The organism is Pseudomonas sp. LFM046, assembly GCF_000949385.2.
In the GTDB taxonomy this organism is placed as follows: Bacteria; Pseudomonadota; Gammaproteobacteria; order Pseudomonadales; family Pseudomonadaceae; genus Metapseudomonas.
Window position 1 is genome coordinate 4,679,004 of the sequence record NZ_JYKO02000001.1, and the last position, 16,889, is coordinate 4,695,892.

General features: G+C 67.0%; 16 protein-coding genes. 9 read left to right on the top strand and 7 right to left on the bottom strand.

All coding sequences use genetic code 11. The features are described 5' to 3' along the window. Positions 1 to 32: 32 nt before the first annotated feature. The 9 genes from TQ98_RS21485 to TQ98_RS21525 all read left to right on the top strand — a co-directional run bounded on the left by TQ98_RS21485 (position 33) and on the right by TQ98_RS21525 (position 9,915). Positions 33 to 944, top strand: a complete 912-nt coding sequence (locus tag TQ98_RS21485) for a LysR family transcriptional regulator (protein ID WP_044873710.1) — start codon at positions 33 to 35, stop codon at positions 942 to 944. Positions 945 to 1,089: 145 nt separating this feature from the next. Then, the gene (locus tag TQ98_RS21490; protein WP_044873709.1) at positions 1,090 to 2,001 is read left to right on the top strand and encodes a LysR family transcriptional regulator; all 912 of its coding nucleotides are present in this window, start codon (positions 1,090 to 1,092) and stop codon (positions 1,999 to 2,001) included. 105 nt (positions 2,002 to 2,106) lie between these two features. Then, entirely contained in the window at positions 2,107 to 3,609 is a 1,503-nt protein-coding gene (locus TQ98_RS21495) for a gamma-aminobutyraldehyde dehydrogenase (protein ID WP_044873708.1), read from the top strand. 75 nt (positions 3,610 to 3,684) lie between these two features. Further along, positions 3,685 to 4,836 carry a putative ABC transporter substrate-binding protein YdcS gene (ydcS, locus tag TQ98_RS21500; protein WP_044873707.1) on the top strand — a complete coding sequence of 384 codons (1,152 nt, stop codon included), beginning with the start codon at positions 3,685 to 3,687 and terminating at the stop codon, positions 4,834 to 4,836. Positions 4,837 to 4,979: 143 nt separating this feature from the next. After that, a complete protein-coding gene (locus tag TQ98_RS21505; protein WP_044873706.1) occupies positions 4,980 to 6,005 on the top strand; it encodes an ABC transporter ATP-binding protein in 1,026 nt (341 codons plus the stop codon). A gap of 1 nt (position 6,006) precedes the next feature. After that, positions 6,007 to 6,957 (top strand): ABC transporter permease, encoded by a 951-nt coding sequence (locus TQ98_RS21510; protein WP_044873705.1) that lies wholly within the window; start codon positions 6,007 to 6,009, stop codon positions 6,955 to 6,957. Continuing rightward, entirely contained in the window at positions 6,947 to 7,753 is an 807-nt protein-coding gene (locus TQ98_RS21515) for an ABC transporter permease (protein WP_044873704.1), read from the top strand. Before TQ98_RS21510 ends, TQ98_RS21515 begins: the two co-directional genes overlap by 11 nt. An 85-nt stretch (positions 7,754 to 7,838) precedes the next feature. Then, on the top strand, positions 7,839 to 9,263 hold the full coding sequence (locus TQ98_RS21520; RefSeq protein ID WP_044873703.1) for a gamma-aminobutyraldehyde dehydrogenase: 1,425 nt from the start codon (positions 7,839 to 7,841) through the stop codon (positions 9,261 to 9,263). A gap of 175 nt (positions 9,264 to 9,438) precedes the next feature. Next, on the top strand, positions 9,439 to 9,915 hold the full coding sequence (locus TQ98_RS21525; protein ID WP_044873702.1) for an SgcJ/EcaC family oxidoreductase: 477 nt from the start codon (positions 9,439 to 9,441) through the stop codon (positions 9,913 to 9,915). Positions 9,916 to 10,000: 85 nt separating this feature from the next. Here TQ98_RS21525 and TQ98_RS21530 read toward each other — a convergent pair whose 3' ends face one another. The 7 genes from TQ98_RS21530 to TQ98_RS21560 form a co-directional block, all read right to left on the bottom strand. After that, on the bottom strand, positions 10,001 to 10,984 hold the full coding sequence (locus TQ98_RS21530) for a cysteine synthase A (RefSeq protein ID WP_044873701.1): 984 nt from the start codon (positions 10,982 to 10,984) through the stop codon (positions 10,001 to 10,003). Between the two features lie 55 nt (positions 10,985 to 11,039). Next, positions 11,040 to 11,480, bottom strand: coding sequence for an ion channel (locus TQ98_RS21535; RefSeq protein ID WP_044873700.1), 441 nt, complete (start codon positions 11,478 to 11,480; stop codon positions 11,040 to 11,042). Positions 11,481 to 11,490: 10 nt separating this feature from the next. Next, positions 11,491 to 12,516, bottom strand: coding sequence for a DUF2955 domain-containing protein (locus TQ98_RS21540; protein WP_044873699.1), 1,026 nt, complete (start codon positions 12,514 to 12,516; stop codon positions 11,491 to 11,493). Beyond that, positions 12,506 to 13,636 (bottom strand): HlyD family secretion protein, encoded by a 1,131-nt coding sequence (locus tag TQ98_RS21545; protein ID WP_103103041.1) that lies wholly within the window; start codon positions 13,634 to 13,636, stop codon positions 12,506 to 12,508. The genes TQ98_RS21540 and TQ98_RS21545 overlap by 11 nt, the downstream gene beginning before the upstream one ends. After that, complete coding sequence (locus TQ98_RS21550) at positions 13,633 to 15,174, bottom strand: TolC family protein (protein ID WP_103103042.1); 1,542 nt, start codon at positions 15,172 to 15,174, stop codon at positions 13,633 to 13,635. Before TQ98_RS21550 ends, TQ98_RS21545 begins: the two co-directional genes overlap by 4 nt. Positions 15,175 to 15,191: 17 nt before the next feature. Next, entirely contained in the window at positions 15,192 to 16,298 is a 1,107-nt protein-coding gene (locus tag TQ98_RS21555) for an AI-2E family transporter (protein WP_044873694.1), read from the bottom strand. 132 nt (positions 16,299 to 16,430) lie between these two features. Beyond that, a complete protein-coding gene (locus TQ98_RS21560) occupies positions 16,431 to 16,868 on the bottom strand; it encodes a nucleoside deaminase (RefSeq protein WP_044873693.1) in 438 nt (145 codons plus the stop codon). Positions 16,869 to 16,889: the final 21 nt, after the last annotated feature.

Sequence of the window (16,889 nt, forward strand, 5' to 3'; positions counted from 1 at the left end):
TCTAACAACGACCGATTCCCGAGGCTCCCTGCATGTTCGACTGGAATGACCTGCGTTACTTTCTCGAACTGCACCGCAGCGGCCGCCTGCTGACCGCCGCCAAGCGCCTCAACACCACCCACGCCACGGTGGCGCGGCACATCGAGAACATCGAGCGCGATCTCGGCACGCAGCTCTTCGTCCAGCACACCGACGGCTATCAGCTGACCCCGGCCGGCCAGGCCCTGCTCAAGCATGCCGAGGCCATGGAGAACACCGCCATGCTGGCCCAGGAGGACATGAGCCAGGGCATTTCCCCACTCGGCCGAATCCGTATCGGCGTCACCGAAGGCCTGGGCAGCGTGTTCCTCGCCCCGCGCCTGGCCGAGCTGATGCGCCGCTACCCGGGGCTGGAGGTGGAACTGGTGTCGGTGCCGCGCTTCGTCAGCATCACCAACCGCGAGGCGGACATCGCCATCTCCCTCGACCGCCCCGGTGCCGACCTGGTGATCACCCGCTCACTGACCCGCTACCGCCTGAGCCTGTACGCCAGCCCGTCCTATCTGGAACAAGCGCCGCCGCTTAACAAGCGCGACGATCTGGGCAAGCACCAATGGATCGGCTACGTCGACGACCTGCTGTTCAGCCAGGAACTGATGTTCCACCACAGCTTCTGCCGCCACCCCCACGTGGTGTTCCGCAGCACCAGCGTGGTCGCCCAGCAGCAGGCGGCCCAGGCCGGCGTCGGCCTGGCCATCCTCCCGCACTTCATGGGCAGCCGCGATCCGCTGCTGGTGCCGGTGCTGCCGGAGGAACGCATCGAACGCGAATACTGGATGAGCGCCCGCCGCGAACTGCACCGCTCGGTGCGCCTGCGGGTGGTGTGGGATTTCCTGCTGGAACTCTGCGCGCGGGAGCGGGCCTTGCTGCTTGGCGAGGAAGGCGGTAAGGGCACTTCCTCGTAGGGTGGGTGGAGCGGAGCGATACCCACGCGGTCGTGTCGGATGACAGGTATCGCTGCGGACCCGCAAGGTGGCGGAATCACGCGTAACCCTCTAAAAAAGCGAAACCTACGTTCAGATTTCGATAATCAAGGGACACCACCCGCCCATGATGACCCTCCGCCAGATCCGCCATTTCATCGCCGTGGCCGAGACCGGCTCCATCTCCGCCGCCGCCCAGGCGGTGTTCATCTCCCAGTCCACCCTGACCCTGGCCATCCAGCAACTGGAAGAGGAGATCGGTGTCAGCCTGTTCAACCGCCACGCCAAGGGCATGTCCCTGACCCACCAGGGCCACCAGTTCCTGCGCCAGGCGCACCTGATCCTGGCGACGGTGGAGAATGCCAAGCGCAGCCTGCAGCAGAGCACCGACCAGGTGGCCGGCAGCCTCACCATCGGCGTGACCAGCCTGGTGGCCGGCTACTACCTGGCCGACCTCATCACCCGTTTCCAGCGCGCCTACCCCAATGTGAAGACCCGCGTGGTAGAGGACGAACGCCCCTACATCGAGCACCTGCTGGTGAGCGGCGAAATCGACGTCGGCGTGCTGATCCTCTCCAACCTGGAAGACCGCCACGCCCTGCAGACCGAAGTGCTGACGCACTCGCCGCACCGGCTCTGGCTGCCGGCGCAGCACCCCCTGCTGGAGCGCGACAGCATCAGCCTGGCGGACGTGGCCGGGGAGCCGCTGATCCAACTCAACGCCGATGAGATGGGCCTGCACACCCAGCGCATCTGGTCCCGCGCCGGGCTGACGCCCCAGGTCACCCTGCGCACCGCCTCGGTGGAAGCCGTGCGAAGCCTGGTGGCGGCGGGTCTCGGGCTATCCATCCAGCCAGACATGACCTACCGCCCCTGGTCCCTGGAAGGCGACATCATCGAAGCCCGCCCGCTGGTGGACCTGGGCGAGCCCCTGGACGTGGGCCTGGCCTGGCGCCGGGGCACCGCGCGCCCGGCGCTGGTCGACCCCTTCCTCACCGTGGCGCGGGAACAGCCGAACAACCGCAGGCTTTCGATTTAATCGAACGCTGCTTTCAAAATTACGAATTTGTAGACCTCAGTTCCGGCCTCTAGGCTCTCATCCCCATAAGCAGAGCCATGCCGGGCCCTCCCAAGGAGCACCGGGATGACCACAGAACAACAAGAGAAGAAACGAGCCAGCAAGATGACCGGCGCCACCAGCACCCCGACCCTGCACACCGAACTGCTGATCGACGGCAAGCTCGTCATCGGCGAAGGACTGGTCGAACCGATCATCAACCCCGCCAGCGGCGAGACCCTGGCGGCCATCGCCGAAGCCTCCATCGAGCAGGTGGAAACCGCCGTCACCGCCGCCCATCGCGCCTTCACCGGCTGGTCCCGCACCACCCCCGCGCAACGCTCCACCGCCCTGCTGGCCATCGCCGACGCCATCGAAAAGCGCGCTGAACAACTCTCCCGCCTGGAAGCCCTGAACTGCGGCAAGCCACTGCACCTGGCGCGCCAGGACGACATCCCCGCCACGGCCGATGTGTTCCGTTTCTTCGCCGGCGCGGTGCGCTGCCAACAGGGCCAACTGGCGGGCGAATACGTGCCCGGCCACACCAGCCTGGTGCGCCGCGACCCGGTGGGCGTGGTGGCCTCCATCGCACCCTGGAACTACCCGCTGATGATGGCGGCCTGGAAGATCGCCCCGGCGCTGGCCGCCGGCAATACCCTGATCTTCAAGCCCTCGGAACACACCCCGCTGTCCATCCTGGCCCTGGCGCCGGCGCTGGCCGACATCCTCCCGCCCGGCGTGATCAACATCCTCTGCGGCGGCGGCGATAGCGTCGGCAGCCAACTGGTGGGCCACCCGAAGGTGCGCATGGTGTCGCTCACCGGCGATATCGTCACCGGCCAGAAGATTCTCCAGACCGCCGCCCGCACCTTGAAGCGCACCCACCTGGAACTGGGCGGCAAGGCGCCGGTGATCGTCTGCAACGACGCCGACCTCGACGCCGTGGTCCAGGGCGTGCGCACCCACGGCTACTACAACGCCGGGCAGGACTGCACCGCCGCCTGCCGCATCTACGCCCAGGCCGGCATCCACGATCGCCTGGTCGCCGAGCTGGGCGAGGCCGTGGCGAGCCTGCGCTTCGCCCGCAAGCGCGACCAGGACAACGAAATAGGCCCGCTGATCAGCTCGCGCCAGCGCGACCGCGTGGCCAGCTTCGTCGAACGCGCCCTGGGCCAGCCCCATATCGAGCGGGTCACCGGCGCCGCCGTGCACTCCGGCGCGGGCTTCTACTACCAGCCCACCCTGCTGGCCGGCTGCAAGCAGCAGGACGAGATCGTCCAGCGCGAGGTCTTCGGCCCGGTGGTCACCGTCACCCGCTTCGACGACCTGGCCCAAGCCGTGGACTGGGCCAACGACTCCGAGTACGGCCTGGCCTCTTCGGTGTGGACGCAGAACCTGGACAAGGCCATGCAGGTGGCCGCACGGCTGCAATATGGCTGCACCTGGATCAACACCCATTTCATGCTGGCCAGCGAGATGCCCCACGGCGGGCTCAAGCGCTCCGGCTACGGCAAGGACCTGTCCAGCGATTCGCTGCAGGACTACAGCGTGGTGCGCCACATCATGGCGCGCCACGGGAGCGACTTCTAAGAAAACGATGAGGCCCGCCGGGCCGGCTGTACCTGCTTCAACTGCCCCGACCAATAACGACAAAGAGGGAACATCATGTCCGTACGCAAAACCGCCCTGCTCAGCGCAGTGGCCACCGCCATCCTTGCCAGTGGCAGCCTGCAGGCCGCCGAAACCCTGAAACAGGTTGGCGCCGGCGAAGGCCAGCTCGACATCATCGCCTGGCCCGGCTACATCGAGCGCGGCGAGTCGGACAAGAACTACGACTGGGTGAGCCAGTTCGAGCAGGACACCGGCTGCAAGGTGAACGTGAAGACCGCCGCCACCTCCGACGAGATGGTCAGCCTGATGGCCAAGGGCGGCTACGACCTGGTGACCGCTTCCGGTGACGCCTCCCTGCGCCTGATCTACGGCAAGCGCGTGCAGCCCATCAACCCGGACCTGATCCCCAACCTGAAGAACCTCGACCCGCGCCTGAAGGACGCCCCCTGGTTCACCGTCGACGGCAAGTCCTACGGCACCCCCTACCAGTGGGGGCCGAACCTGCTGATGTACAACACCAAGGCCTTCGCCAAGGCGCCGGACAGCTGGAGCGCGGTGTTCGAGCCGCAGCAACTGGCCGACGGCAAGGCCAACAAGGGCCGCGTGCAGGCCTACGACGGCCCGATCTACATCGCCGACGCCGCGCTCTACCTGAAGACCGCCAAGCCGGAACTGGGCATCCAGGACCCCTACCAGCTCACCGAGGAGCAGTACGCCGCCGTGCTGGACCTCCTGCGCAAGCAGCACAGCCTGGTGCACCGCTACTGGCACGACGCGACCGTGCAGATGAGCGACTTCAAGAACGAAGGCGTAGCCGCATCCAGCACCTGGGGCTACATGGCCAACACCCTGAAAGCCGAAGGCCAACCGGTTGCCACCGTGGTGCCGAAAGAAGGCGTCACCGGCTGGGCCGACACCACCATGCTGCACGTGGACGCCAAGCACCCGAGCTGCGCCTACAAATGGATGAACTGGTCGCTGGAGCCCAAGGTCCAGGGCGACGTCGCCGCCTGGTTCGGCTCCCTGCCCGCCGCCCCGGAAGGCTGCAAGGCCAGCGCCCTGCTCGGCGCCGAGGGCTGCGCCACCAACGGCTTCGACCAGTTCGACAAGATCGCCTTCTGGAAAACCCCGCAGGCCGAGGGCGGCAAGTACGTTCCGTATAGCCGCTGGACGCAGGACTACATCGCGATCATGGGTGGTCGCTAACTCGCGCCGATCGCTCCCCAGAAGTCACCCCTCTCCCTTCGGGAGAGGGGGCCAGTTCGTGCCCTATGCAATTCCCGCAGGGTCTCCAATTTCGAGGCCCCGCCCAAGTCATGCCTTTTTTCGCGTTACCGGAGCACCGCACTATGACACTTGCTGTCCAGTTCACCCAGGTTTCCCGCCAGTTCGGCGAGGTCAAGGCCGTCGACCGGGTATCCATCGATATCAAGGACGGCGAGTTCTTCTCCATGCTCGGCCCCTCGGGCTCCGGCAAGACCACCTGCCTGCGCCTGATCGCCGGCTTCGAGCAGCCCACGGCGGGTTCCATCCGCATCCATGGCGAGGAGGCCGCTGGCCTGCCGCCCTACGAGCGCGACGTGAACACCGTGTTCCAGGACTACGCCCTGTTCCCCCACATGAACGTACGCGACAACGTCGCCTACGGCCTCAAGGTGAAAGGCGTGGCCAAAGCCGAGCGCCTGGCCCGCGCCGAGGAAGCCTTGGGCATGGTCGCCCTGGCCGGCTACGGCGACCGCAAGCCGGCGCAGCTCTCCGGCGGCCAGCGCCAGCGCGTGGCCCTGGCCCGTGCCCTGGTCAACCGGCCGCGCGTGCTGCTGCTGGACGAACCCCTGGGCGCCCTCGACCTCAAGCTGCGCGAGCAGATGCAGAGCGAGCTGAAGAAGCTCCAGCGCCAGCTCGGCATCACCTTCATCTTCGTCACCCACGACCAGGGCGAAGCACTGTCCATGTCCGACCGCGTAGCCGTGTTCAACAAAGGCCGCATCGAACAGGTGGACACCCCGCGCAACCTCTACATGAAGCCGGCCACCCCCTTCGTCGCCGAGTTCGTCGGCACCTCCAACGTGCTGCGTGGCGACCTGGCGCGCCAGCTCACCGGCACCGGGCAGCCCTTCTCCATCCGCCCCGAGCACATCCGCTTCGCCCAGGGCGAGATCGGCGGCCACGAGGTGGAAATCCGTGGCCTGCTCCACGACATCCAGTACCAGGGCGCCGCCACCCGCTACGAGATCCGCCTGGATAACGGCCAGAACCTCTGCGTCAGCCTGGCCAACAGCCAGTGGCAGGACGCCGCGCCGCTGCACCAGCAGGGCCAGGTGGTCACCGCTCGCTGGGCACGCGACGCCATGGTCCAACTGGCCGAGGGTGTGTGACATGGAACTGACCCTCAACGCCGAGCGGCCCCGCGCCGCCAACGGCCCGATGCGCAGGCTGTCAGGCCTGCTCTACCGCCGCCCGAGCCTGTACCTCTCGCTGCTGCTGGTGCCGCCGCTGCTGTGGTTCGGCGCCATCTACCTGGGCTCGCTGCTGACGCTGCTCTGGCAAGGCTTCTACACCTTCGACGACTTCACCATGTCGGTGTCGACGGACCTGACCCTGGCCAACTTCGCCGCGCTGTTCCAGGCCGCCAACTTCGACATCATCCTGCGCACCCTGAGCATGGCGGTGGTCGTGTCCATCGCCAGCGCCGCCGTGGCCTTCCCCATCGCCTACTACATGGCGCGCTACACCACGGGCAAGACCAAGGCGTTCTTCTACATCGCGGTGATGATGCCCATGTGGGCCAGCTACATCGTCAAGGCCTACGCCTGGACCCTGCTGCTGGCCAAGGGCGGCGTGGTGATGTGGTTCGTCCAGGCCCTGCACCTCGAGCCGGTGCTGGAACTGCTGCTGGGCGTTCCCGGTGTGGGTGGCAGCACCCTGTCCACCTCCCACTTCGGCCGCTTCCTGGTGTTCGTGTACATCTGGCTGCCGTTCATGATCCTGCCGATCCAGGCTTCCCTGGAGCGCCTGCCGCCGTCCCTGCTGCAAGCCTCGGCGGACCTCGGTGCGCACCCGCGCCAGACCTTCATGCAGGTGATCCTGCCGCTGTCGGTGCCAGGCATCGCCGCCGGTTCGATCTTCACCTTCAGCCTCACCCTGGGCGACTTCATCGTGCCGCAGCTGGTGGGCCCGCCCGGCTACTTCGTCGGCAGCATGGTCTACGCCCAGCAGGGCGCCATCGGCAACATGCCCATGGCCGCCGCCTTCACCCTGGTGCCGATCGTGCTGATCGCCATCTACCTGTCCATCGTCAAACGTCTGGGGGCCTTCGATGCACTCTGAAAAAGCCTCCTGGGGCCTGAAAGCGGCTGCCTGGGGCGGGCTGGCATTCCTGCACATCCCGATCCTCATCATCTTCATGTACGCCTTCAACACCGAAGACGCCGCCTTCAGCTTCCCGCCGCAGGGCTTCACCCTGCACTGGTTCAGCGTCGCCTTCGGCCGCGCCGACGTGGTGGAAGCGATCAAGCTGTCGCTGCAGGTGGCGGTCATCGCCACCCTGATCGCCCTGGTGCTGGGCACCCTGGCCGCAGCCGCGCTGTACCGCCGCGACTTCTTCGGCAAGGAAGGCATCTCGCTGATGCTGATCCTGCCCATCGCCCTGCCCGGCATCATCACCGGCATCGCCCTGCTCTCGGCGTTCAAGGGGCTGGGTATCGAACCGGGCTTGCTGACCATCGTCATCGGCCACGCCACCTTCTGCGTGGTGATCGTCCACAACAACGTGATCGCGCGCTTCCGCCGCACCTCCCACAGCCTCATCGAAGCCTCGATGGACCTGGGCGCGGACGGCTGGCAGACCTTCCGCCACATCATCCTGCCGAACCTGGGCTCGGCCCTGCTGGCGGGCGGCATGCTGGCGTTCGCGCTGTCCTTCGACGAAATCATCGTCACCACCTTCACCGCCGGCCATGAACGCACCCTGCCGATCTGGCTGCTCAACCAGCTCAGCCGCCCGCGCGACGTCCCGGTGACCAACGTGGTGGCCATGCTGGTGATGCTGGTGACCATGCTGCCCATCCTTGCCGCCTACTACCTGACCAAGGGTGGCGAGAGCGTGGCGGGCAGCGGGAAGTAAAACAGTTCCAGGCCCGAACACACCGAATTTCCCTCACGCCCTTCTCCACGATGGAGAGGGGCTAGACCGAACGAGGACTCTGCCCATGCAAACCAAACTCCTGATCAACGGCCAGCTCATTGCCGGTGAAGGCCCCAGCCTCGCCGTGCTCAACCCGTCCCTGGGCACCGCCCTGGTGGAAATCGCCGAGGCCAGCCCGGCCCAGGTGGACGCCGCTGTGCGCGCCGCCGATGCCGCCTTCCCGGCCTGGTCCCAGACGTCGCCGAAGGACCGCGCCACCCTGCTGCTGAAGCTGGCCGAGCGCATCGACGCCCATGCCGAAGAACTGGCCCGCCTGGAATCCCAGAACTGCGGCAAGCCCTACGCCGCCGCCCTCAACGACGAGCTGCCGGCCATCGCCGACGTGTTCCGCTTCTTTGCCGGCGCCAGCCGCTGCATGAGTGGCTCCGCAGCGGGCGAGTACCTGCCCGGCCACACCTCGATGATCCGCCGCGACCCGGTGGGCGTGGTGGCCTCGATCGCGCCCTGGAACTACCCGCTGATGATGGCGGCCTGGAAGCTGGGCCCGGCCCTGGCTGCCGGCAACACCGTGGTCCTGAAGCCCTCCGAGCAGACCCCGCTGACCGCCCTCAAGCTGGCCGAGTTCATCGCCGAGATCTTCCCCGCCGGCGTGGTGAACCTGGTGTTCGGGCGCGGCCCGAGCGTCGGTGAACCCCTGGTGACCCACCCGAAAGTACGCATGGTCTCCCTCACCGGTTCCGTCGCCACCGGTTCGCGGATCATCGCCGGCACCGCCGACACCGTGAAACGCATGCACATGGAGCTGGGCGGCAAGGCCCCGGTGATCATCTTCGACGACGCCGACATCGACGCCGCCGTGGAAGGCATCCGCACCTTCGGCTTCTACAACGCCGGCCAGGACTGCACCGCCGCCTGCCGCATCTACGCGCAGAAAGGCATCTACGAGCAGTTCGTGGCCAAGCTGGGCGAAGCCGTGGGCAGCATCAAGACCGGCCTGCAGGACGACCCATCCACCGAGCTCGGCCCGCTGATCACCGAGCAGCACCTGCAGCGCGTCGAGGGCTTCGTCCAGCGCGCCAGCGCCGTGCCGCACATCCAGGTGGTCACCGGCGGTGCGCGCGTCGAAGGTCCGGGTTTCTTCTTCCAGCCCACGGTGCTCGCCGGTGCGCGCCAGGACGACGAAATCGTTCGCCGCGAAGTGTTCGGCCCGGTGGTCTCGGTCACCCAGTTCGACAGCGAAGAACAGGTTCTGGAATGGGCCAACGACTCCGACTACGGCCTGGCCTCCTCCCTGTGGACCGCTGATGTCGGTCGCGCCCACCGCCTGTCCGCACGCCTGCAGTACGGCTGCACCTGGGTCAACACTCATTTCATGCTGGTCAGCGAAATGCCCCACGGCGGCGTCAAGCACTCCGGCTACGGCAAGGACATGTCCATGTACGGGCTGGAGGACTACACCGCCATTCGCCATGTGATGTTCAAGCACTGACGGCCCAGCACCAGCGCACCGTTGTAGGGGCGATTTCAATCGCCAAGCAGGCCGCAGGGCTGCCCTGCGGCATTGCCGGGGGCGACTGCGTTGCCCTTGGCGAATGAATTCGCCCCTACAGGAAGAAATGCCCCACAGGAAGTAACCCCCGCTGCAACCACCAGGAGAACGAGCAATGCGTAACACCTTGCGTAATTTCAGCTTCATCCTGCTTTGCGCCATGGCCGGGATGGCCCAGGCGGCCGACAGCGCCAAAGCCGTGGTCGACGGCTACATGGCAGCCTGGAACGCCCACGATCCGGACAAGGCCGCCAGCTTCTTCGCCGAAGACGGGGTGTACTTCGACGCCACCGTCGGCACCCCGCAGAAAGGTCGTGCGGCGGCCCGCGACAATGTGATCAAGGTCTTCGTCGGTGCCGTGCCGGACCTGAAGTGGAAGATGACCAGCGAACCCATCGTCAGCGCCGACGGCATTGCTTTCCAGTGGGAATTCTCCGGCACCAACAGCGGCCCCTGGAGCGCCGAGACCCCGGCCACCAACAAGCCGCTGAAATTCGAAGGCGTGAGCTTCGTGCGCATCAAGAACGGCAAGATCGTCTACCAGGGCGACTACTACGACGCGCTGGGCTTCAACAAGCAGCTCGGCTGGTAATCCGGACGCTCCTGCCCGTAGCGCACCGAAGTCTCCGCACGGGGTTTCGGTGCGCATGGCGCACCCTACGATCGAGGGCGACGGACTACACCCCTGCCGCCTCCGCCAACCCTTTCTCTTTCAACCACTCCGGATTGAACAACCGCCCGGCGTACAACCCTCCGCGATCGCAGAGCAAGGTCACGATCCGATGCCCCGGCCCCAACTGGTGGGCCACCTGCACGGCGGCCGCGAGGTTGATGCCGGAGGAGCCGCCGACGAACAGTCCCTCCTCCCGCAGCAGGCGATAGACCATGGCCACGCAGGCCAGGTCGTCCACCTGCACGGCGTCGTCGATGGGCGTGCCTTCGAGGTTGGCGGTGACCCGCGTGGTGCCGATGCCCTCGGTGATGGAACTGCCCTCGGCCACCAGTTCCCCGCGTTTCACCCAGTTGTAGAGGGCGCTGCCCATGGGGTCGGCGAGGACGATGCGCACCTTCGGATCGCGCTCCTTGAGGAAGCGCGCCACCCCGGCCAGGGTGCCGCCGGTGCCGGTGGCGCAGACGAAGGCGTCCAGGCGGCCTTCGGTGTCGGCCCAGATTTCCGGGCCGGTGGTTTCGTAGTGGGCCTGGCGGTTGGCGATGTTGTCGAACTGGTTGGCCCAGACGGCGCCGGGCAGTTCGTCCGCCAGGCGACCGGCGATCTTCTGGTAGTTGTCCGGGTCCTTGTAGGGTTTGGGTGGCACCGGGCGCACCTCGGCGCCCAGGGTGCGCAGCAGGTCGAGCTTTTCCGGGGACTGGTTGTCGGGGATCACGATAATGCAGCGATAGCCCTGGGCGGCGCAGATATGCGCCAGGCCGATACCGGTGTTGCCGGCGGTGCCCTCCACCACGGTGCCGCCCGGCAGCAATCGGCCCTGGCGTTCGGCGTCGTCGATGATGAAGCGGGCGGCGCGGTCCTTCACCGAGCCACCGGGGTTGAGGAATTCGGCCTTGGCCAGGATGTCACAGCCGGTTTCGGCGCTGAGGCCGATGAGACGCAGCAGGGGTGTATTGCCGACGCTGCCGATGAAACCTTCGCGGATCACCATGCTGCACCTCCCGGAGTCGCTGCATGGGAACGAACAGTTTCAGTCTAGCCGTGCGCTAGTTCGCCTTGCCCTTCTCGAACTGGTACTTGATGACATCCGACAGCGTCGCCGTCAGGGCCGCCGTGGAAACCCCGAACATCAGCACACCGTTGGCGGCCTCCAGCGGGCCCAGCAACCGCCACCGCTCGTTCATGACGATGTCACCGTAGCCCAGCGTGACGAAGTTCACCGCCGAGTGGTAAAGCGCCTTGGCAAGGCTGTCGAACTCCCCGAGCGCCATGAACAGCCCACCCCAGATCGCCATCTGCACGAAGTTGCCCAGCAGCATTACCAGCATCACCGCCGACAGCAGCATGGTGGTGTGCCACGGCGATGCGCTGACCCGCCCTCCCCGCACGTAGCGGACGTACGGCCTCAGGCTGAAGGCCACGAACACGGCCTGCAGCACCAGGCAGAGCACCATCACGGGAATTCCGACCAGCAGATTGAGCAACATGGACAACCTCTCAGGGGGCTTCGCGGCGTTGCCGGAGGAAACGCCGGCGATCGATCAGGTAGACCGCCCCGCAGGCGTACAGGGTGACCGCGATGAACAGCCCCATGCGCACCGCAAAGGCGGTGTAGACGTCCTTGCCTGCCTCGCTGTCCTGTACCGACTGGCCGAGCAGGATGATCAGGGTCACCAGGGTGTTGATCCAGAACGCGGGAGTCTGGCGGCTCGCCGCCAGGGCGTAGAGCCGGCGGGCCAGCACCAGGCCGAACAGCAGCATCCAGAGAAAGAACATCCACAGGTGCGGGAACAGGCTCAGCGCGCTCCAGAACAGCATGGCCAGCAGGCCGCCAAGCAGGGTCGAGCCCAGCAGCTCACGGCCCGCGGTGCGGGCGGAGGCGCCGCAGACCTGCTGACCGAGGCTGACCGCCTTCATGATCAGCGGCATGTAGCTGGACGGGTCGATCAGCGCCAGGAGAAATGCCGGTAGCACCACCAGGGCCGCGCGCAGGGCGATCCAGGCGGACTCGGTGGCGTCCGGCGCGGGACGGGGCGGCGGCGTCGGGGCATTGGCCGGTTCCGGGAACAGCATGTGGCTGACCAGCACCACCAGCACGGCGAGGACGATGCCCTTGGCCAGGGCCTCGATGACCGTAACCGCCAGGCCGAAGTCGAAGGTGCCCGCCGCCGAGATCATGGTCAGGCCAATCACCAGGAACTGGGCCACCAGCGGATTGCCCCCACGCAGCCCATAGCGGAAGCAGAGAAACAGGCACAGCCCCACCAGCAATACGCCACTGGGGGGCGCGTGGCGCAGCAACGGAATCATCAGCAACCCGATGCCGGTGGTGAGCATGATGACCAATGCCAGGGCCGGGGCGGCCTTCAGGGGTAGCGGGCTGTTTTTCGTGACCAGCAGCAGGAGGGCGAAGATCGGCGACAGGAAGGGAATCGGCAAGGCGAGGCCGAAGCTCGCCGCCAGGCACAGCGCGACACCGCTGGCCAGGCGCAACGCGCGCCGGCCACGCGGATCAGTAGGCATAGGACAGCCAGCTCATCAGGTAGATGTACAGGCGGCCCAGGGGGTTGAGCGGATTGCCCTCGGAAGGAAACGCCATCACCTCCGCCTGGCCACCGACACGCAAGCCCTGCAGCTTGTCCACTTCACCCGGAGCGAATTCCACGATCACCGGGAAGCGCTGTGCCGGACGCAGCCAGTCGCGGCTGTTCTCCACCGTCGGCAAGGTACCGGGCGCCGGGGTCTGCCCCACGCTGACGCCATAGCCAACGCTGCGCACCCGCCCTTCGAAGACCTGCCCCGGCAGGGCGTCCAGCACGATGGCCACGGGCGTGCCGACCTGGACGTGGCCCAGGTTGTTCTCGGTCATTTCGGCGCTCAGCCAGAGGTCGTGGATGGCGATCAGGGTCATCACCGGGCTGCCGGCGCCGACGAACTGGCCGACGTCCGTGCGCAGGTCGGTGATCAACCCGGCGGAACGGGCTCGCACGCGCGTATTGGCGAGGTCCAGTTCGGCCTTCTCCAGTGCGGTGGCGGCGCTGCGCAACTGGGCGTTTTCCTCTTCGCTGCCGCCCTGCTGTTCCCGCGCCCGCTGCACTTCGGCCCGCGCCGCGGATACCTGGCTGACGGACTGTTCGAGGGTGGCCCGTGCCACTTCCAGGCGGCGCACGGAGATGGTGCCCGGGTCTTCGCGGTAAAGCCGTTCGAGACGGTCGCTGTCCTGCCGGGCCTTCAGTTCGTTGGCCTGGGCCGCCCGCAGGGACGCCAGCGCCGAATCGATGGCGGCGGTACTGGCGCCGATCTGGCGGCGCATGGTCTCCAGGTCGGCGCGGGCACGGTCGGCAGCGATCTGGTACTGCTCGGTGTCCACTTCGAAGAGCACTTCGCCCGCTTTCACATCCTGGTTATTGCGCACATGCACCCGCGTGACCCGCCCCGCCACTTCGGCCGCCACCGGCACCACGAAGGCCTGCACCCGCGCCTGCTGGGTGTAGGGCGTGAAGCGATCCGCCAGGAGGTACCAGGCCAGGGTCAGGATGATCACCAGCGCCACCCATTTCGTCCCCTTCGCGGCCGCGTCGGGCGCAGGGGCTGGCTCGGGCTTGGCCGGTTGCTCGACCGGGACCTGCGGTTGCTCGCTCATTCTCTTTCACCTTGCTCGCTATCGGCGTCCGGCCGGTCCTGGGGCTGCGGTTCGTCCAGCAGGTCACCCCAGTCGGTGCGTTGTTTCATCTGGTCGCGCGTGCTGTCGTCGATCATCGGCCCATCCCGGAACCAGCCACCACCGAGGGCCTTGTACAGGGCGATGAGGTTGCTCACGGCGTCGCTGCGGCTGAGCAGGTAGCTGTCCTGCTGCTGGAACAGCTCGCGCTGGGCGTCCAGGACCCGCTGGAAGTCGGCGAAGCCCTCACGGTACTGGGCGTTGGCCAGGTCCAGGGAACGCAGGGCGGCCTGGGTGCTCTCGCGGCGGATGCGCTCGCTTTCCAGGGCCTTGGCCAACCCGGTGGCGGCATCGTCGGCTTCCCGCGCGGCCTGGCGCACCCGGTCGCGGTAGGCCTCGATCAGTTGCTGCAGCCGCGCGTCCTGCACCCGCACGTCGTTCTTGATGCGGCCGTGATCGAACAGGTTCCAGGCCAGGCTGGGGCCGGCAACCAGATCCAGGTTGTTGGGGGTGTTATCGAGCGTCGAAGCGCTCCAGACGATGCTGCCCAGCAGGGTCACCGAGGGGTAGAGATCGGCCTCGGCGACGCCGATCAGGGCTGACTGGGCGGCCACCGCCAGTTCCGCGGCGCGCACATCCGGCCGGCGCAGGAGCAGGTTGGCGGGCACGTCCTGCAGGACCGCGTGGTCGGGCAGCGGAATCAGCCCTTCCCCCTCCCGCAGTTCCGGCAGGGGGCCCGGCGGGCGGCCGATCAGCACGGAGAGGGCGTTACGGGTGCGCACGACCTGGCCTTCCAGGTCCGGAATGGTGCCGAGTGTGGCCAGGTACTGGGCCTTGGCCTGCTGGAAGTCCAGTTCGGAGCTGTCGCCGCTGCGGAACAGGCGCTCGGTGATCTCGAAGCTGCGCTTCTGCCGTTCGGCGTTTTCCTGGGCGATGCGCAGGCGGGCCTCGAAGGTCCGCAGGATGAAATAGGTGTCCGCCACCTGGGCGCGCAACAGCACCAGGGCGTCCTCGTAATTGGCCTGGGCGGCGAAGTAGGCGGCGTCGGCCGACTCGATGGCGCGACTGAAGCGGCCCCAGAAGTCCAGCTCCCAGGCGACGTCGAAGCCGGTGCTGTATTGCCAGAACTGGTTGTCCTGGGGATTGCGGCCGCCGGACTGGTGGCGATCCACATAGAGGCCGTCGGCGCTGGCCTGCTGGAACTGCGGGTAGCGGCCGCTCAGGGCGATGCCCAACTGCGCGCGAGACTCCATCACCCGCAGGCCGGCGATCTCCAGGGTGGAGTTGTAGGCGTCCGCCTCGGCGATCAGGGCATCGAGGGTCGGGTCCTCGAACACCTGCCACCACATCAGCAGATCGGGCTGCGGCCGGTTGAGGCTCATCTGCTCCAGCGCCGGGCTGTTCCAGTGTTCCACCCAGGGCTCGCGGGGCGACTGGAAGTCGGGGCCGACCCGAACGCAGCCGGCCAGCCCGACGATTCCGGCCAGGAGACCCCACAGGGGCGCACGCAGGTCTGGCATAGCGCCTGGTCTGCGATTCAGGACGCGGCCTTATCCTCGATGGCGGGAGCCTGCGGCGGGTCCTCGACCCATTGCCAGAACAGCTTGTAGCCCACCGCCAGGAGCACCGGGCCGATGAACAGGCCGATGATGCCGCCGGTGACCATGCCCCCCAGCGCGCCGATCAGCACCACCGGCATCGGCACGTTGACGCCCCGCCCCAGCAGCAGCGGCTTGAGCACGTTGTCCGCCAGGCCGGCGACGATGCTGTACACGGAGAAGATGATGACCCCGAGGGTTGCGCCCTCGGTCGAGAAGACGAAGACGATCACCGGCAGGGTGATCAGCGTGGCCGGCAACTGCATGATGCCCAGCAGCAGCACTGCCAGCGCCAGCACGCCGGCCCCCGGAACGCCCATGACCACGAAGCCGATGCCCACCAGCAGCATCTGGATGAAGGCGATGCCCACCACGCCCTGAGCCACGGCGCGGATCGTCGCGGTGCACAGCTCGGCGATCTGCGGCCCGCGCACGGGGCCGGACAGGCGCGAGGCGATGGACACCGTGGCGCGGTGGCCGGTTTCGCCAAACGCCATGATGATGCCGCCGATGATCAGGGCGCCGAGGAACATCAGGAACCCTGCGCCGACCCCGGCCAGCTTGCCCATCACCATCAAGCCCGCCCCCTTGAGGTGCGGCAGGGCCTTTTTCACCAGGCTGCCCTGGTCGGCGCTGGCGACCTGCGCCCAGGCATCGTGGAGGCTCTGGCCGATGAGGGGCCAACTGGCGATCGAATCCGGCGGCGCCGGAATGTGCAGTTCGCCCCCCTTGAGCAGCGCCAGGGTGCTGTCCACCGATTCGCCGATGGAGGAGCCCAGGAGAATCACCGGCACCATCAGGATCGCCACCGAGACCAGGGTGATCAGTGTCGCCACATGACCTTCACGCAGGCCCAGGGCCTTCACCAGCCGGCGGTGCAGCGGGTAGAAGGTCACGGCCAGGATCAGCGACCAGAGCATCAGGTCGAGGAACGGCCGGAACACCTGGTAGCAGGACAGCGCCAGGACCAGGACGAGGCCGGCGCGAATGAACACGTCGAGCAGGCCTCGGGAGAGGAAATACTCCGTAAGGGAGGATGGGGTCATCGGGATCTCCTAGAAACCTTTGACGGATGAGCCGGAGAGGCTCGGGACAGACCTCGGGAACACCCTTTCACAGGGCGCCCCGGGCTCACAGGTGAGCATAGACGGCACCAGGCTTCGCGCCCGGTGTATGTGTCATTCGCCGATATCTTCGTTCCACAGCTCCGGACGGGCGCGGATGAAATCCTCCATCAGCTTCATGCACTCGGCGTTCTGCAGGACATCCAGCTCCACGCCTCGCGAGCGCAGCAGCTCCTCTTCGCCCATGAAGGTGCGGTTCTCGCCGATCACCACCTTGGGAATGCCGTAGAGCAGGATGGCGCCGCTGCACATGGAGCACGGCGACAGGGTGGTGTAGAGCACCGCCTCGCGGTAGACGCTGGCGGGCTGGCGGCCGGCGTTCTCGAACGCATCCATCTCGCCGTGCTTGATGGCGCTGCCTTCCTGGACACGGCGGTTGTGGCCTCGGCCAATGATGCGCCCCTTGTGGACGATCACCGAGCCGATGGGGATTCCGCCCTTGGCCAGGCCTTGGCGGGCTTCGTCGATGGCAGCTTGCATGAAGGGGTCCATGTTCATTCCTTGTATGGATGT

Excerpts from the sequence above, each read along its gene's own strand:
- TQ98_RS21505 (WP_044873706.1), top strand. The coding sequence starts at position 4,980 with ATGACACTTGCTGTCCAGTTCACCCAGGTTTCCCGCCAGTTCGGCGAG.
- TQ98_RS21490 (WP_044873709.1), top strand. The coding sequence starts at position 1,090 with ATGATGACCCTCCGCCAGATCCGCCATTTCATCGCCGTGGCCGAGACC.
- TQ98_RS21520 (WP_044873703.1), top strand. The coding sequence starts at position 7,839 with ATGCAAACCAAACTCCTGATCAACGGCCAGCTCATTGCCGGTGAAGGC.
- TQ98_RS21560 (WP_044873693.1), bottom strand. The coding sequence starts at position 16,868 with ATGGACCCCTTCATGCAAGCTGCCATCGACGAAGCCCGCCAAGGCCTG.
- TQ98_RS21525 (WP_044873702.1), top strand. The coding sequence starts at position 9,439 with ATGCGTAACACCTTGCGTAATTTCAGCTTCATCCTGCTTTGCGCCATG.
- TQ98_RS21555 (WP_044873694.1), bottom strand. The coding sequence starts at position 16,298 with ATGACCCCATCCTCCCTTACGGAGTATTTCCTCTCCCGAGGCCTGCTC.
- ydcS (WP_044873707.1), top strand. The coding sequence starts at position 3,685 with ATGTCCGTACGCAAAACCGCCCTGCTCAGCGCAGTGGCCACCGCCATC.
- TQ98_RS21485 (WP_044873710.1), top strand. The coding sequence starts at position 33 with ATGTTCGACTGGAATGACCTGCGTTACTTTCTCGAACTGCACCGCAGC.
- TQ98_RS21535 (WP_044873700.1), bottom strand. The coding sequence starts at position 11,480 with ATGTTGCTCAATCTGCTGGTCGGAATTCCCGTGATGGTGCTCTGCCTG.
- TQ98_RS21495 (WP_044873708.1), top strand. The coding sequence starts at position 2,107 with ATGACCACAGAACAACAAGAGAAGAAACGAGCCAGCAAGATGACCGGC.
- TQ98_RS21515 (WP_044873704.1), top strand. The coding sequence starts at position 6,947 with ATGCACTCTGAAAAAGCCTCCTGGGGCCTGAAAGCGGCTGCCTGGGGC.
- TQ98_RS21550 (WP_103103042.1), bottom strand. The coding sequence starts at position 15,174 with ATGCCAGACCTGCGTGCGCCCCTGTGGGGTCTCCTGGCCGGAATCGTC.
- TQ98_RS21510 (WP_044873705.1), top strand. The coding sequence starts at position 6,007 with ATGGAACTGACCCTCAACGCCGAGCGGCCCCGCGCCGCCAACGGCCCG.
- TQ98_RS21545 (WP_103103041.1), bottom strand. The coding sequence starts at position 13,636 with ATGAGCGAGCAACCGCAGGTCCCGGTCGAGCAACCGGCCAAGCCCGAG.
- TQ98_RS21530 (WP_044873701.1), bottom strand. The coding sequence starts at position 10,984 with ATGGTGATCCGCGAAGGTTTCATCGGCAGCGTCGGCAATACACCCCTG.
- TQ98_RS21540 (WP_044873699.1), bottom strand. The coding sequence starts at position 12,516 with ATGCCTACTGATCCGCGTGGCCGGCGCGCGTTGCGCCTGGCCAGCGGT.